12 protein-coding genes are annotated in these 16,223 nt (G+C 51.2%); 8 read left to right on the top strand and 4 right to left on the bottom strand.

Features of this window, described 5'->3' with window-relative positions; all coding sequences use genetic code 11:
* Positions 1-13: 13 nt before the first annotated feature.
* Positions 14-1,195 carry a response regulator gene (locus tag AC4GL5_RS12015; protein ID WP_490383026.1) on the top strand — a complete coding sequence of 394 codons (1,182 nt, stop codon included), beginning with the start codon at positions 14-16 and terminating at the stop codon, positions 1,193-1,195.
* On the opposite strand, the gene AC4GL5_RS12010 is transcribed toward AC4GL5_RS12015, so the two are convergent.
* Positions 1,183-2,619, bottom strand: a complete 1,437-nt coding sequence (locus AC4GL5_RS12010) for an aminotransferase-like domain-containing protein (RefSeq protein ID WP_490383025.1) — start codon at positions 2,617-2,619, stop codon at positions 1,183-1,185. The genes AC4GL5_RS12015 and AC4GL5_RS12010 overlap by 13 nt on opposite strands.
* A 199-nt stretch (positions 2,620-2,818) precedes the next feature.
* On the opposite strand from AC4GL5_RS12010, the gene AC4GL5_RS12005 reads away from it, so the two are divergent.
* The 5 genes from AC4GL5_RS12005 to AC4GL5_RS11985 all read left to right on the top strand — a co-directional run bounded on the left by AC4GL5_RS12005 (position 2,819) and on the right by AC4GL5_RS11985 (position 10,123).
* Positions 2,819-4,156 carry a cobyrinic acid a,c-diamide synthase CobB gene (locus tag AC4GL5_RS12005; RefSeq protein ID WP_490383039.1) on the top strand — a complete coding sequence of 446 codons (1,338 nt, stop codon included), beginning with the start codon at positions 2,819-2,821 and terminating at the stop codon, positions 4,154-4,156.
* 11 nt (positions 4,157-4,167) lie between these two features.
* Positions 4,168-5,118, top strand: coding sequence for a 5'-nucleotidase (locus AC4GL5_RS12000; RefSeq protein WP_490383024.1), 951 nt, complete (start codon positions 4,168-4,170; stop codon positions 5,116-5,118).
* Between the two features lie 398 nt (positions 5,119-5,516).
* Positions 5,517-7,289: an ATP-binding cassette domain-containing protein gene (locus tag AC4GL5_RS11995; RefSeq protein ID WP_490383023.1), complete on the top strand. Its 1,773-nt coding sequence runs from the start codon at positions 5,517-5,519 to the stop codon at positions 7,287-7,289.
* A 109-nt stretch (positions 7,290-7,398) separates the two neighbouring features.
* Positions 7,399-9,120, top strand: coding sequence for a BCCT family transporter (locus tag AC4GL5_RS11990; RefSeq protein ID WP_490383022.1), 1,722 nt, complete (start codon positions 7,399-7,401; stop codon positions 9,118-9,120).
* 154 nt (positions 9,121-9,274) lie between these two features.
* Complete coding sequence (locus tag AC4GL5_RS11985; RefSeq protein WP_490383021.1) at positions 9,275-10,123, top strand: CLCA_X family protein; 849 nt, start codon at positions 9,275-9,277, stop codon at positions 10,121-10,123.
* On the opposite strand, the gene AC4GL5_RS11980 is transcribed toward AC4GL5_RS11985, so the two are convergent.
* Positions 10,099-11,916: a VRR-NUC domain-containing protein gene (locus tag AC4GL5_RS11980; RefSeq protein ID WP_490383020.1), complete on the bottom strand. Its 1,818-nt coding sequence runs from the start codon at positions 11,914-11,916 to the stop codon at positions 10,099-10,101. The genes AC4GL5_RS11985 and AC4GL5_RS11980 overlap by 25 nt on opposite strands.
* A gap of 262 nt (positions 11,917-12,178) precedes the next feature.
* On the opposite strand from AC4GL5_RS11980, the gene AC4GL5_RS11975 reads away from it, so the two are divergent.
* Entirely contained in the window at positions 12,179-13,099 is a 921-nt protein-coding gene (locus AC4GL5_RS11975; RefSeq protein ID WP_490383019.1) for a hypothetical protein, read from the top strand.
* A 39-nt stretch (positions 13,100-13,138) separates the two neighbouring features.
* On the opposite strand, the gene AC4GL5_RS11970 is transcribed toward AC4GL5_RS11975, so the two are convergent.
* Positions 13,139-13,843: a pyridoxamine 5'-phosphate oxidase family protein gene (locus tag AC4GL5_RS11970; protein WP_490383018.1), complete on the bottom strand. Its 705-nt coding sequence runs from the start codon at positions 13,841-13,843 to the stop codon at positions 13,139-13,141.
* Between the two features lie 125 nt (positions 13,844-13,968).
* Between AC4GL5_RS11970 and pdxR the strand changes: the two genes are divergently transcribed.
* On the top strand, positions 13,969-15,519 hold the full coding sequence (gene pdxR, locus AC4GL5_RS11965; protein ID WP_490383017.1) for a MocR-like pyridoxine biosynthesis transcription factor PdxR: 1,551 nt from the start codon (positions 13,969-13,971) through the stop codon (positions 15,517-15,519).
* Between the two features lie 76 nt (positions 15,520-15,595).
* Here the strand turns inward: pdxR and AC4GL5_RS11960 are convergent.
* The coding region (locus AC4GL5_RS11960) for a DMT family transporter (RefSeq protein WP_490383016.1) at positions 15,596-16,223 on the bottom strand (628 nt) is incomplete at its 5' end.

The following is a 16,223-nucleotide window of genomic DNA, read 5'->3' as shown; positions in this document are numbered from 1 at the left end:
GGGGATCCTTCCTATGACAATACAAGGCGGACACTGGATAGAAAAACCTACGCTGTTGGTTGTTGACGATACACCGGACAACCTCACGCTAATGGCTGGCCTGCTAAAAGAGCATTACCGGGTTAAAGTCTCTAACCGGGGTGCTAAAGCACTGGAAATCGCGGGGCATCAGCCCCAGCCTGACCTGATTCTGCTCGATATCATGATGCCGGAGATTGATGGTTATGAGGTTTGCCGACAGCTTAAGGCCAATGAGCAAACGGCTCATATCCCCGTCATTTTTCTGACAGCCAAAACCGAAACCGAAGACGAAGCCCATGGTTTAACCCTGGGCGCAGCTGACTACCTCACCAAACCGGTAAATCCGGCTATTTTACTGGCCCGGGTTAAAAATCATCTGCAGCTTAAAGCTCAGGCTGACTTTCTGCAGGATAAAAATCGTTTTCTGGAGCAGGAGGTCCGGCGCAGAACTCAGGAAGTGACCCAGGTTCAGGATGTCACCATTATGGTTTTGGCGTCCCTGGCAGAAACCCGGGACTCCGATACCGGCAACCATATACGCCGTACTCAGTTTTATGTTCGGGCTCTGGCAGAAAAACTGCGGGATGAAGGGGAGTACCAAGACCTGTTGACTGATCAGTATATCGACATTCTGTTCAAGTCAGCGCCACTGCATGATATCGGCAAGGTGGGTATTCCTGACCGTATTTTGCTTAAACCGGGCCCTTTTGAAGGGAACGAGTTTGAAATTATGAAAAGCCATACCCTGCTGGGGCGAAACGCCATCGAACACGCAGAAGCTCAGCTGGGTATCAAGGTGGACTTTTTGCACACCGCCAAAGAGATCGCTTACAGCCATCAGGAGAAATGGGATGGCAGCGGCTACCCGGAAGGTCTCTCGGGTGAAGCAATTCCTCTATCTGCCCGCATCATGGCTTTGGCCGATGTGTATGATGCCCTGATCTGCCGGCGGGTATACAAAGAACCTATGCCCCATGAAAAAGCGGTGGAAATTATTAAAGAGGGCAGTGGCAGCCATTTTGATCCGAAACTGGTGAAACATTTTGAAGCGATTCAGCAGGAATTTGTCGCCATTGCCGCCCGTTTTGCCGATAGCGATGAAGAGCTGATAAAAAAAGAGCAACAGCTGGAACAGTTCAGAGCCAAAGCACTGGGAGAGTATCAACCCGATTGATCCGCCCCGCCCGATTCCAGAATCGTCTGAAACAGCACCTGAATAGCGCTTCGGCGCTCAGGTGTCATCGGCTGGGTAAAGCTGAGCCGCAGATAGTTATTATAAAGACCGTGGGATGAGAACAGAGGTCCCGGCGTTAACAAAATGCCTTGCCCCCTAAGCGCCTGATAGGCTTTCAGGCTATCAGCAAACTGAGGTAACTGTACCCAGATGCACAGCCCACCTTCCGGGTGGCTGAAAAGAATCTTATTGCCCCAGTTATCCGCCAACCAATTAATGAGTTCATCTCTTTGCTCCCTGAGCTTTAAGCGATACTGATTCAGATGCCGTCGGTAATACCCCTCCGAGATAAACTGCGCCAGGCCCTCCTGCATCGCCTGCGGACTGGCCAGCTGGGTGATCAGCTTCATCTGAACCGCTTTATTGTGCAGTGGTCCGGCAATAATCCAGCCAAGGCGCAGATCACGGGACAAACTTTTGGAAAAGGAACCGCAGAGAATCACACGCGGATCATCATCTTTATCCAGCGTCTTTAAGGGGTGGGTCGGGGATGAGGAGAACCCCAGGTCGCCATAAATATCATCCTCAATCAGCCAGAAGTCATGCTTTTTTGCCAGCGCAATCAGATTGTATCGGGCATCCTCCGCCAGACATGCCCCGGCAGGTGTACCAAAATTAGGGGTTACCACACAGGCTTTAACCGGCCAATGAGCGAGTTTTTCGGCCAGCTCGGACACGTCCAGCCCATGAGCTGAATCCGACGAAATCTCGATAATATTCAGCCCCAACTGCTCCATAATCTGCAGTACACCATAAAAAGCCGGAGACTCCACTGCCACCGTATCCCCCGGCTGACAGGTGGACATCAGAGCGATAAACAAGCTGTGCTGACAGCCGGAAGTGATGCAGATCTCTTCAGCATCGATCATCAGGTGGCGATGGCGAAACATATCCGACAAGGCAGAACGCAGAACGAATTTCCCCGCGGGCTCATCGTAGTAACCTGATTTCTGCTCTGGTTTGTTGCGCATCTGGCGGCTGATCAGGCGGTTTAAAACAATCAGCTGACCGGAAGGGGCATCCTGATCCGCTGCCGGCAGAATATCGAAAGCCGCACTGCGACTCATAATATCCTGAAAAATCGCGGGAACGGAGACCGGAGCCGGTGCTTTGGGCGTGTTAACCCTGACAGGTCTCGGGCGCTCCTGTTCCGGTTGGCAAACAAAGTAACCCGATTTAGGCTGAGCCTGTACCCAGCGGTCTGCCTCCAGACGATGCAAAGCATGTAATACCGTCGCTTTTGATAACCCGTAATGATGGCAAAGCTTACGAATTGAGGGCAAACGGTCCCCGCTTTTCAGGTAGCCGGAACGTATCTGCTGTTTCAGCTCAAGCTCAAGATACTCATACCGATAACGGGGCATTGGCAACACCTTGTGGTAACAGAATGGGGCGAGTGGATTCAGTCAGTCCCTTATGGTCTGTATTGTACCGATAAGAAGCCTATTTTTAATCACTGTGATCATCTGAACCACTTGATCCTGATCACACATCCGCTCACACTGAGTCGTTATGACTAACCGTCTCATTTTTCAGGCTTTTCTTTATCAGGACTCAGGTGACATGCCATCTTATTGCCAGCCCGATAACGGGGTTCAATGTCCCGCTCTTTTTATTGCTGCCCCTCATTCCGGGTGTGGTAAAACAACGATCACAGCGGCCATCGCACGGGCCTTTCGGCATCAGGGTAAGGTTGTGCGGGTTTTTAAGACAGGCCCGGATTATCTGGACCCTCAGATTCTTGGACAGGCTTCCGGTGAGCCGGTTGAACAACTGGATATGTGGATGGCGGGGGAGGCCTACTGCCAGCAGATGTTGTTTAATGCAGCGCAGGAAGCGGATCTGATTCTTGTTGAAGGGGTGATGGGGCTGTTTGATGGTACCCCATCCAGCGCGGATCTGGCGGAACGCTTTGCTATCCCTATGGCCCTGGTGATGGATGTGAAGGGTATGGCCCAAACGGCAGGAGCAATGGCTGTGGGGCTTGCCGGCTACCGACCCGCGTTACAGTTTGCCGGTCTTATCGCTAATGGCTGCGCCAGTGAGCGCCATCGCGAGCTGATTGAAGAGGCTCTGCCGGACAGTTTTCCTATCCTTGCGACACTGGCACAGGATGAACAGATGTCGCTGCCTGAGCGCCATCTTGGACTGGTACAGGCGGATGAGATCACTGAAGAACTGGAATCCCGAATCAACTATGGTGCAGCGCTACTTGAAGGCCAAGCCATTCTGCAGCTGCCTGAAGCCGTTACTTTCTTCCCGGTTGAAACAACAACACAGTGGGCAACGCTGTCTGAAAAACCCTTAAAGGGCAAAACCATTGCTGTCGCTAAAGATGCCGCGTTCAGCTTCATTTATGACTCCAACCTTCGGTTGCTGGAGCAACTGGGGGCTGATTACTGCTTTTTCTCACCCCTGAAAGACTCGGAGCTACCCCAGGCGGATGGCCTTTGGCTACCCGGTGGGTATCCGGAACTGCATACGCAAGCCTTATCACAAAACGTCCAACTGATCGCTCAGATCAGGGCGTTCCATCAGTCCGGCAAACCGATTCTGGCGGAGTGCGGTGGTTTTCTCTACTGCCTGGATACTCTGACGGATCTGGATGAAAAGACCTATCCGATGCTGGGGCTTGTTGCCGGTGATGGGGCGATGCGGGGTAAACGCGGTTGTCAGGGAATGCAGACAGCCCCTCTGCCGGAAGGCGAGGTTCGCGGCCATGCGCATCACAAATCTCTGAGCCTGAATACGCCTGAGCCGCTCGCTTATGGCCGCCGTCAGCGTCACCCGGCTCCGGGAGAGCCGATCTACCGGGACAAAGGACTGACGGCTACCTATCTGCACCTCTTCTTCGGGTCAAACCCTGAAGCGGTAGCCGCTCTGTTTTCACAGAACCCCTGACAGGAATTCAGATGCCATTTCCCATTGAAGACAAGCTGGTAATCGCGGTTTCTTCCAGCGCGCTATTTGATTTAAGCGAATCAGATCAGGTGTTCCGTGATCAGGGGGCTATCGCCTATAAAGCGTTTCAGGAACAAAACCTGAACAAGATACTGAAACGGGGCGTTGCCTTTCCCTTTATCCGACGCTTTCTGAATTTTAATCAGCGTTTTCCCACTGAGCAGCCGGTGGAGGTTGTTCTGCTATCCCGAAACTCTCCTGCCACGGGCAAGCGGGTATTCCGTTCAATAGAACACTACGGCTTGGGTATCTCAAGGGCCGCTTTTGTCAGTGGAGCCTCGCCCTTTTCTTATATTCCGGCATTTAATGCCTCTTTGTTTCTCTCCGGCAATGAAGCCGATGTCAGAGCCGCGGTTCTTGCAGGGTATCCCGCCGGGCTGGTACTGCCCTCAAAGGTCAAAGATGCTAGTGCAGACGCGGAGTTGCGCATCGCATTTGATTTTGACGGCGTGTTGGCAGATGACGAATCTGAGGCAGTTTTTAAAGCCAACGGCTTGGAGAAGTTTCAGGAGTACGAACAGGAAAACCAGAACCGGGGGCATAATCCGGGACCTTTGGCCGACCTGTTCCGTAAACTTTCAGCGTTGCAGGCACTGGAAGAGGCTGAACTGAGTAAACATTCTGACTACGACCGGGTTTTGCGAACGGCCATTATCACGGCCCGAAGTGCCCCCACCCACGAAAGAGTGATCACCACACTGGAAAGCTGGGGTGTTTCGCCAAACGAGACCTTTTTTCTGGGAGGAATGGGCAAAAGCCGCATTCTCGATATCTTCCGCCCCCACCTGTTTTTTGATGATCAGACCAGTCACTTAAATGCCCAAAACCTTGCCATGGTGCATGTGCCCTTTGGTGTGGCCAATGCGTCGGGGAATACCCCCGGTACCGACAGGGACCGTTAATTTCCCATGGGAAAAACTGCATCGGTAACAACGGCTAAAGCTAACATTTGCTAAAGCGATCTGTTTTTGATCCAATAGCGTCCTGCTTATCCTGAGTTTTTTGCAACGACAGACGTCTGACCGTCCTCCAACGGAGTATTTGCCATCATGAACAACTAAGCCTGTTTAGCGTTTTTTCCGGTGCTACAGGATTAGTGTGTCTGCTTTGGCTGATACCGTAATTTCCCGATCATTTTTTACTGCTGACTTATAAACCGTGCCATTGCACTTTTTATACGCCCGCGTCTGATGGCCCAAGCTTTGTGCTGTCTGCTGGCATTGTTCAGCGTTATTCTCCTGTAGCCATCTGTTCCTTAACCCTGAAGCCTTAAACCCAGGGTCGATACAGAGGGCCTTTTATGCCTGATACAAAACTCACCACTCAAAAAAGTAACCTGATTGCTCATCAGCTGACTTATCAGCTTCCCAACGGCGACCACCTTTTTCCTGCGCTGAACCTGTCATTACCGGCTGGCATTACCGGTCTTGTCGGCAGGAATGGCTGCGGCAAAAGTATTCTGGCGCGCTTATTAGTGGGGGATCTGCAACCCGTCAGCGGCCAACTTGATTATGGCGGTTTATCCCCTGATCAGATCGGTTATTTCTCTCAGCTGGATCCGCTGCACCCTCAGGACAAACCCAACGAAAGCGCCTCAAACACACGCTCTATTGCAGATTATCTAGGTATTGCAGAAAAGCTGAACGCCCTTGAGCAGATAGAGCAAGGCAGCTGCGCGCCCCACTGGTTTGAAATGCTGTCCGAAGACTGGCTGGTCCGCGAACGCTTGGACCAGCAGCTGAAGGCGCTGAGTTTGCCTGATGATCCGTTCCGGCCGGTTCAGCGGCTGTCAGGAGGCCAACAAACCCGGCTCAGGCTGGGCAGTCTGTTCAGTCGGGCCAACGTGTTCCAACTGCTGATACTTGATGAACCCAGTAATCATCTGGATCAGGAGGGTCGCCAATGGTTGAGTGAGCAACTGGTGGCCTTCAAAGGAGCTGTTCTGCTGATCAGCCATGACTTTACATTACTGAACCGAGTTGATCGTATCTGGGAACTGGGCACAGATGGCATCACAGAATATGGCGGGAATCTGAGTTTTTATCAGCAGGAAAAAGCGCGGCAAAGGGCTGCGCTCCTTCAGGAGAAAAGTGATCTGGAGAAAGCAGCCCGCAAGCAAAGATCGGAGCATCAAAAGAGTCTGGAGAAAGCACAGCAAAAGGCTGCCCAGGGCAATCGCCTGCGAAAAAGCGGCAGCCAGAGCAAATTACTGTTAGATGCTAAAAAGGAGAAAGCGGGCAACCACCTGAAAAGTCTGAATCGTCGCCAGGAAAACCGGGATAAACAGTGGGCCGGGCAGCGAGAACAGTTGCAGCAGCGACTCTCAGATAGGGATGAGATCCGGTTTGATCTGAATGGGCCGGAGTCGGACTCCTGTCAGGATGACACACTCCGGCAAAAACAGTCGTCGAAAGTTCCTTCCCCAAAGGGGTTGTCCCGCAGAACACTGGCTACCTTAATCAATTACCGGTTACCCAGGGGGCATAGTCAGCCAATCACTCTGCAGCTGAATAGCACCGACCGCCTCTATCTCAGAGGCTGTAATGGCAGTGGTAAGTCGACGCTGTTTAAGCTATTGGCTGGCGTAAGTGCAGAGGGGGCGGATTCACCTGAGCATTCAGACAACACAACGTTCAGTCACCAGCCTTCCGCTTTTATCTACCTTGATCAGCACTTTAATCAGCAGGAGGGTGACCGTTCGCTGCTGGATCAGGTTCAGGAGGTACAGACGGGCTTATCGGAGTCTGACGCCCGAACCTTGCTGGCCGGGGTCGGCTTTCGGCGGGACAACGTCTTTCAGAAAACAGCGACACTCAGTGGTGGTGAGAAGATGCGCCTGACTCTGCTGCTGATATCCCTTGAAAATTCCAGGCGTGCTGAACAGGCCTTTCTGCTTCTGGATGAGCCCGATAACCATCTGGATCTGATCAGTAAGCAAATTCTGGCGGATGCCCTGAAAAACTATTCCGGCGGCTTCGCACTGATTTCTCATGATGAAATCTTTGCTCTTTCCTGCGGAACAGAAACTCAGTACTGGCTGAATCCTGAGGAAGAAAATCGGATTAGTCCTTGAATATCACACTATTTTGTTTAGGGTTAAAAACAAATTGTGCCGAGTTAAAACTCGGCACAGTGTTATCAGACTTAGATTGAGTCCCCTGAACCAAAATTAAGGATTAGAGATGTACAATCAGGCCCAGAACGGCTTGTTCAAAGGTATGAACCCCCGAATGACTCAGATATCCATTCTTATGGTACTGATCACTTTAGTCATGGGGACCCTGTTCACAGAAGCCAGCGCTGCCGGGATCGCCGCCGCGCGTTTCTGGCTGGACCCTTTCCTGGAGTGGTACTACGTCTTGCTGGTGGCGTTTCTGCTGATCTTTATGGTTTGGCTGGGCACAGGTCGGTATAAAAAGGTTCGCCTTGGCCGTGACTGGGAGCGCCCTGAATTCACCTTCTTCGCCTGGATCAGCATGCTTTTTGCCGCAGGAACCGGTGTCGGTATTCTGTTCTGGTCGGTTGCTCAGCCCATTATGCAGCTCAGTGATAACCCCTTTGTTCTGCCGGGTACATCTGAGGCTGATGCAGCGGTGGTGGCGATGCGACTGTCATTTTTCCACTGGGGGGTTAATGGCTGGGCAATTTTCTCTTTTGTCGCTTTAACCATGGCTTATTTTTCCTATCGTCATGATCTGCCACTCACCGTACGATCCGTGCTTTATCCTATTCTGGGCGAGCGGGTGAGGGGCCCTCTGGGGGATCTGGTCGACCTGCTGGCCGTGTTTGGTACGGTTTTTGGTATCGCAACAACTCTGGGGCTGGGTGTTCAGCAGATGAACGCGGGGCTGCATCAGGTGTTCGACCTTGAGAACTCGGCAACACTTCAGCTCACCGTCATTGGCGTGATTATGTTTATCGCCACTGCATCGGTTGTATCCGGTGTATCCAAAGGTGTTCGTCTGCTTTCTGAAATGAACTTCTGGCTCAGTATAGCTGCCGTGCTCTTTATGCTGCTGCTGGGACCAACCCAGTATCTGATTGGGGTAACCATTGAGGCGACCGGTGACTATATTCAGTCTCTGATCCGCATGACCTTCCATACCAACGTAACCCACGGTGACAGCTGGCAGTCTGATTGGACCGTTTTCTTCTGGGGATGGTGGCTGGCCTGGTCACCTTTCGTGGGAATGTTTATCGCCCGTATCTCCCGTGGCCGCAGCTTTGGTGAGTTTGTCATGGGGGTACTGCTGGTGCCGACCATTATCACCATCGTCTGGATCGGCCTGTTTGGCGGCACCGCACTCTATCAGGAGTTATTTGGCTCAGGCGGTGTGATTGCAGCGGTTCAAAATGATGTTTCTACAGCGCTTTTTGTCACCGTAGAAGGTATGGATCTGGGTCTGTTTAGCCCTGTGATCTCAACGCTTCTGATCGTACTGATCGGAACCTATCTGATCACCTCAGCCAATGCCGGCACTTTGGTGATCAATACGATTCTGTCCGGTGGTGATGCAGATCCTCCGTCGATACACCGTATTTTATGGGGTATTTTTCTGGCACTGCTGACCGCTGTCCTTCTGCTTGCCGGGGGACTGGATACACTGCAATCAGCGGTAATTACCGCGGCGATGCCTTTCTCTGTGGTTGTGATCTGTATGGTAATCGGCCTGCTTAAAGCCCTCTCTAATGAGCGCTTCGCGCCTCGCCATGGTGAGCTGAGCCCATCTCCGGCAGAGCCATGGGCGGTTACCGATGATATCGAAACGGTCACAGAAGAAGCGGAACAGAAAGCAGAGGAAAAGGCTCTGAAAGAAGCTCAGGAAAAAGAGGAAGAACGCCTCAGGGAAATTGAGCGCCAAAAACACGTACAGGAAGGTGAAGACGCTCTGTTAAGGCGTTAACCCGGAACTCTCCTGACGGAGTGGGAAAGTCCTTCGTGCATCTGCGCTTACAGGTGCCGAAGGGCTTTTTTTAGGCTAAAATCCCACCACTGTACAAAAAAACAGATGCAACTTATTCCATCAATGCCAGACACCAGTCCTTTAGAACCTGAATATGCCTGAATCTCTCTCCAGCCCAGCACATACCGCCTCTCCAGAGGAAAAAGCTAAGCGCTTTTACCGCACCGGGCCCGATCACAGGCCTGACGGAGAGCACTGTGATTTTATACAGATGCGCCGTCGTTTCGATTTTCGCTCGATAGAAATTGGTCGCTGGGTCACCCAGAAAGAGAAGCAGGCAGCTGCCGGACGTTTTTATGATGCGCTCTGTGATCTGATGCTGATTCTGGGTGTTCCGGAAAGCGTGATCTCAATGCGGGGTACCCTTGCGCTACATTACGGCACAGGGGGCAGACCCGGTGTTGCTGCTCATTACGCTCCAAATCAACGAGCTTTTGCCCTGGCTAAAAATGCTGGGCCGGGCAGTATCGCCCATGAGTGGTTTCATGCTCTCGATCATTATCTGGCCGATAAAGCCTTTATGACTGCGTCAGGGATTCAGTTTGCTTCATCGCTCTGGCTGAATCAGGGAGCGGGGGAGCAGGATCTTATTCCTCACACGCTAAACCGCAAGCTGAGCGATTGTTTTTCGGCCGTGATGCTCGATAGCAGTGGTGAACAGCCCAGTGAACTGTTCCGGTGCTCTTTGCTGGCAGATAAAGCGGCAGGGTTAAACTATTACAGCCAACCCGAAGAGCTTTGCGCCCGGGCCTTTGAGGCTTTTGTACAGGACTCATCCATTAAAAATAACTTTCTGGTCAAGGGCACTAAAGCTTCATTTGAGGCTCAACACGGGCTCTATCCTGCCGGAGAAGAGCGAACCAGAATCAACCAGGCCTTTCACGATTATTTTCATCGGCTGGGCAGGGCCATTATTGCTCAGGAATCCCGCCAGCGAACATAAACCACCTCTGCAGGAATTCCCTCTCTCTGCATGTTCTCTAACCACAAACGCTGGTGGTCCTGCAGACGATCATTAGGTGCTTTGACTTCCACAAACCGGTATGAGGATGTCTCAGGGTTGAAGACCACCAGATCCGGAAGCCCCTTGCGATGATGCCGTAAATCCAGCAAAAGATGCCGAAACAGAACATCAAGGTGCTGTGCGGGGATAAACTCAAGGCTCAGCTGTAACAGCTCTTCATTCAAAGCGGGCCAGTGTACCAGGCTACAACTGATGCCCTTTTTTTGTTGATAGCGCTTAAGTATCTCGCTTTTATACCCGTTTGAATCCCTGAGACGCGTGAATATCTCATCCATTAACGCTTGCCGTTTCGTATAAAAATCATCCCGGTACAGGTCTGCCGGGCCGGACTGAAAGGGGTTAAAAAAAGCACCAGGGGTTGGCTTAAACAAGGCCGGCCAAAACAACAGGCTGAAAAGGCCGTTAATTAAACGGCTTTCGACATGAAAAGCGATTTCTCCCTGTTCAGCCAGATAGTCCACCAGAACAGGTTCTACCGGACGATGGCTATCCGGTGATAGTGTCAACGTTATTTCATTCAGTTTTACCGGCTTCGCTGGCTTTATTGTGCCGGAAGCTGCTTGGTCGAGCTTACGCCCGACACGTTTCAGAATACGGTGGATCAGTAACTGCTGCTCAGGCTTTTGAGAGCTGTTGAGCGCTGACATAGCGTCCTCATACAAAAGCTGAAAATCCGCATCACAATCACTTTGCTTTTCCATCAGCCGCAATCGACGAATCACAGCATCATCCCCCTGGCTTCTGCGGTAGCAGCTTAAGGCGAGATCAGAAAGGCCGCTTCGTTCGGCAAAATGGCCAAGCTGGAAGCAGGTTTTCTGGTAGCGACGCACTAACCAGTCTGATCGTTGAGTCGCTGTATCTGAAAGGTACTCCGGATACTCGGTTACCAGCTGCTCTAACTGATCTTCCAGATCAGTTAACGCCACATCCCAACCTGATGACTCATGACAGCCCTTAATACGCTCAATATCCTGCTGAACCCGATAAAGCGTGAGATAGATATCCACCATCTCACGCTGAGTAAATGCCCGGGATTCAGGGCTTAAATCCACGGTTTCATAGGTTTGGATGCCCAGCTCAGCCAGCACAAACTCTGACCAGCTTTGGTAAAGATTGCCAAAGAACATCAGCCGGAGTCGCTCAAACAAGGAGCTGCAGTGCAGCTCAATCAGTCGGAAAGGGGCCTGTGGCCACCATAGCTGCAAGGGTTGCCGGCTATTCTCTTCAGGCAGTCGGTCGGACAGATGCTCCGCAAATCCGATAAGCTGCAATTTGCTGTGTTTGGCTGCGGGGGCACGTTCCAATAGCGGATAACGGCCATGACAGGCTTTCAGTAGACTAAGAGCCTCAGGTTTGCGGCACAGGTGTGTCAGTTCGGGAAGAGATACTGAAGGATTAAGGTGAATCAGCGTCGTCGCTTGTAACTGCTCTAAAGCTATCGTCAGCTCACGACCATGGCCGACCTCGGGATAGTTCAGACTATCATCCCGGAACAGGTCACCCTTACGCATAATCAGGCGAATCAGTAACCCCTGAGCCGGGTCCGGCAGATCCAAAAATGTCTCCAGCAGTCGGATCTCCTCTTCGAGCAGAAGGTCGCGATAATGCAGCAGGCACCAATCGATCACCTGTCGGGCATTGAGCAGATAATATAAGGGATTATCCAGAGAGGCAGGGGCAGGAATAAATAAGCCGGAACGATCAGTCGTCATCTTAGAGGAGTAACCTGAGGTTGAAAATAGGGGACAAACCACCTGAGCGATAAAGGTCATCGAATCGTTTGGTCAATGTGCGATAACGCCCCGGATTATTAGTTGTAATACAGAGGATTAGCAGGTTATATAATCACGTCAGCATAGAAGACGACCTCAATAGATGCTTTTAACTGACAAGGGACTTTTTACGGTCATTGAAGACCACGCTGTAAAAGTCAGAAACAGCAAACCACTTACCAAAAAGCTGTAAGGCTGAACTATGAATCAGGATGCTACCCTACAAGATATCTGTGCTCAACAGATTCAACGCTGGCTGGATGATGGCTGGTTATTGAGCTCAATAACCGCCGCTGAACTGCATCAGGCGACAGATTTACCCTACACCCAATGCCTGGAGGCCTTGCGTAATTTTACCCAGGCTACCGATGAGACAACCACTCCATCCTCTTTGGTTCCACCGCCACCAGCAGCTTTACAGGACATTTTTCGCCAGAGCCAACAACTCATATGGCAGTCCTTCTATCAGGATAAACAAGAGGCTCTTGATCAGCTTCAGCAAGCATTTTCCCATGAGAAAACACAGCTGCAGCAAATGGCTGATGAACGTCTTGCGATGATAGTAAAGCTTGAGCAGAAGCTGGCTGCCAAAGATACCGCCAGCCCGGACCATAAAGAAGAGAAATCCCACGCAAAACTATTGGAAGCGGAGCAGCGTTTAGAAGAGGAAGCCCGTTTTATTAAGAGTCAGGAGGAGGAAGTCATCCGGTTGAGAAAACAACTGGCAGATACCGAACAATCCCGTGCAGAACTTGAGCAGCAGTTGAGTCGTGAAAAAGAAGATAATGTCCTGAGTCACGATCAGACAGCAGAGCAGGCGCGTGCAATCAGTCAGTTAAATCAACAAATCACCGACTATGAACAGGAACTCAGCTTACTTAAATCCCAGTTAAATGCAGCAGAACAGAAAGCCAGACGTCATCAGGATGAACTGCAGAAAGAACAGCAAAGCCTGAATCAGGCATTGACGCTGTCAGATGAGCAGGCCAAGGAGATCTCGGAACTGAGCCGCAAACTGGATGCAGCAGAACAGGAGTACCTGCGGGTAATGGGCCTCTATCAGGATGCAAAAAAGCAGGGCACTCAGCTGCAGAAAGAACTCAAGAAAATAAAAGGCCGCTGATGCGGCCTTTCATAACATTATGAGGAACCCCAGCAACAATCAGCAGATATCACAGTCCGGTAATTCCGGTGTCTTTAGGGGTTCCGATAGCTTGGGGTTGGCCAACTGACCGGCATCCTGCTCAGCTTGTGCCCAACGTTGCTCGATAGGCAATACACCAGCCCACACCGGCCAATCCAGATCACTCTCTTCATCGGCAACACCGCCAACCCGCACCTTCATCGAAGCTTCATCCAGCTTTACACGCATGATCCCTGTTGCCTTAGCCTCCTGTTCCGTCACAGGTCTGAGCTGTGCCCAGCGCCCCGGACTTATTTTTTCAACAAAAAGTTCGAAATGGCGCAGCTTCTCATCAGGATCGGTAACCGATTCCGGCACGCCATACACCATGACAGAGCGGTAGTTCACCGAGTGGTGAAATGCTGAACGAGCCATTACCAGACCGTCCAGACTGGCCAGAGTAATACAGACCTTCTGTTCACCCTGATCACTGCCAACAATATTGGCGGCCTTGCTGTGACCATGCCAGTACAGGTAATCACCTTCACGCCAGTGGCAGGTCGGGATCACACGCACCTGCCCACCAACCTGAAACCCTACATAGCAAAGCAAAGACTGATCGACAAAGGTCAGCATCGCTTCCCGATCATCCTGAGCATTGTTAGGGCCGCGTCTAACCCGTGTCAGGTCTGTAGGACTTAATGGTGAGGAACCTGCTGTTTGTGTGGCTTGATTACTTGGCATGACATTTTCTCCTGTGCTGTTGCAACGCCTGTACAAACTTTAAGGCCCACAGGTATGATAAAAAATATCCAGTTTTTATATTTTTTATCAGTCCAGAACTGTTTTTCTTTTTAGGGAATGCCCCTATGCGTCAAAAACGAAATACCATCAGCAGTCTTCAGTTTCTGCTGAATAACGATGACGGCCCACGCTACAAACAGTTATATCTGCAAATTCTTGAACATATCCGAAAAGGTCGCCTTCGGCCTGCAGACCGCCTTCCGGGTAGTCGTGTGCTGGCCGAAAGCCTGGGTGTTTCCCGCAGCACAGTCGTTAACAGTTATGATCGTTTGATTGCAGAAGGGATTCTGATCAGTAAAACCAAAAGTGGGATCTTTGTATCAGATGATGCATCGTTTCTGCTTCAACAGAACCAAAAAAACGAGGCGCGCCATGTTACGCCAGAATCGAATCCCCGCCCTGAGCAGCTCAACTTTAATTCAGGGATTGACCCTCTGGCATTTCCTCAGCAAGCCTGGCTTAAAAGTATGCGCGCCAGTTGGCAAACACCGGATCCCATGGTGCTGGGAGATAACTGTCCGACAGGCTTGCCGGCTTTAAAACAAGCGATTGCGGATTACCTGTATCAGTTGCGGGGGCTGAGTTGCCAACCGGAACAGATTTTGGTCACCGCGGGCAGTCGGGATGCTCTGACCCTCATTCACCATACACTGGAAAAGACCTCGGAAGAGGTGCACTGGCTCTGTGAAAACCCTACTTATCCTCCAATCCGTGAGCTGATCCATGGCTGGAAAAAGCCCGGCCAGCGTCTTTGCCAACTTGAGATTGACGGAGAAGGCTGCCCCACGCCCGATGACGGGGGTCTATCCGGACAAATAAGCACTGCATCCGTACTGACCCCGAACCGTCAATACCCGATGGGAGGCGCCATGAGTAATACGCGCCGACAGCAGTGGCTGAGCTATCTGCAGGCGGAGCAGGGCTGGCTGATCGAAGATGATTACGACAATGAATTTCACTATAACGGCAAAAGTGGTATCCCACTGATGCAGGCTGACCGAAGCGGTCGGGTTTTATTTGTGGGTAGCTTTTCCAAAGTGTTGTTTCGGGGCTTAAGATTGGGCTTTATTGTTGCACCAAAACAGCTTTACCCGCTATTGCAGCAGACACGGCATGAACTGGGTGGCTCAGCAGCACTACCGATGCAGCCGGTCGTTGCTGAGTTTATGAAAAATGGTGAATTTGCCCGGCATATCAATCGAATGCGCCGCCATTATCGGCAAAAGCGGGATTATCTGCTCTACCTTTGTGAGCAACACCTGAGCCCGTGGTTTCACTGGCAACAGCCTCAGGGAGGTATGCACCTGCTGATCTTCCTGAAACCCTGGCTTATAAACCAATTCGTAACATCAAACGCTACCCTGTTGCAGGGCAAGGGAGGCATAAAGGGGCCGGATCAACAAATTTCCGCGGCAATGCGACCGTATAATATTCGTATGCATCCGCTATCGGATCACTACGCCACACAAAGCCAGACAAGCGGCGAGACGACTGAATACCTGACAAAAAATCAGGGCTTTGTTCTGGGGTTTACTGGACCAGATGAGAAGACTCAGCAGTTCATAGTTAAAACCCTTGCCGAAACATTATCGGTTTTTTGCCCGATTAACATCTGATACTCAAAAGCCGGAAAGCCCTGCATGGGTAACAGGGCTTTCCGGCTTATCCTAATGCTGACTCATCTTCGGTTATTCAGGGCTGGCAAATGCTTTTCCGGAAAAACTTTGTCAGCAATCCCGAAGCATTAACCAGGAGGATTCCTGTGATAATCAGTACAGCACCAATCAGGAAGTTGCTTTCAATGGGTTCCCCAAGTAGCCAGGCTCCCATAAGGACGCCAAATATAGGCGTCAGAAAAGAAAGAGTGCCAAGCTGTGACGCCTTGTATTGAGTCAGCAGCCAGAACCAGAGCAAAAAGCTCAGAAAAGCGACAATAACGCCATTAAAGGCAAGACTCAGAAATACTGCATTTGTCGGGTTAAAATACGCCTGATCTGCGTAGATCGCCCAAGCCACCAGAATTATAAAAGCACCGACAAGCTGGTAGAGCAGGGTTTCTTTAGCTGGCAGGTTCGACAATCCCGTCGAACGGACAACCACCGTTGTCAGTCCCCAGGCAGCACCACCGCACAGAGCCAGAAAATCGCCCCAAAGAACATCCTCATTGATCTCCTGAGCATTACCCCCACCGAGAAACGAGATCACAATCCCGATAAACGCCATAAAAATACCCAGCCACTGCAGTGCAGACATTCGCTCGCCAGCGACCTTCCAGTGCAAGCCAATCGCGGCAAAGATCGGAGAGGTATAGAGAAAAACC

The organism is Oceanospirillum sp., assembly GCF_982874595.1.
Note: the sequence above shows the minus strand (reverse complement) of the source record. Positions and strands in the feature narration are given on the sequence as shown.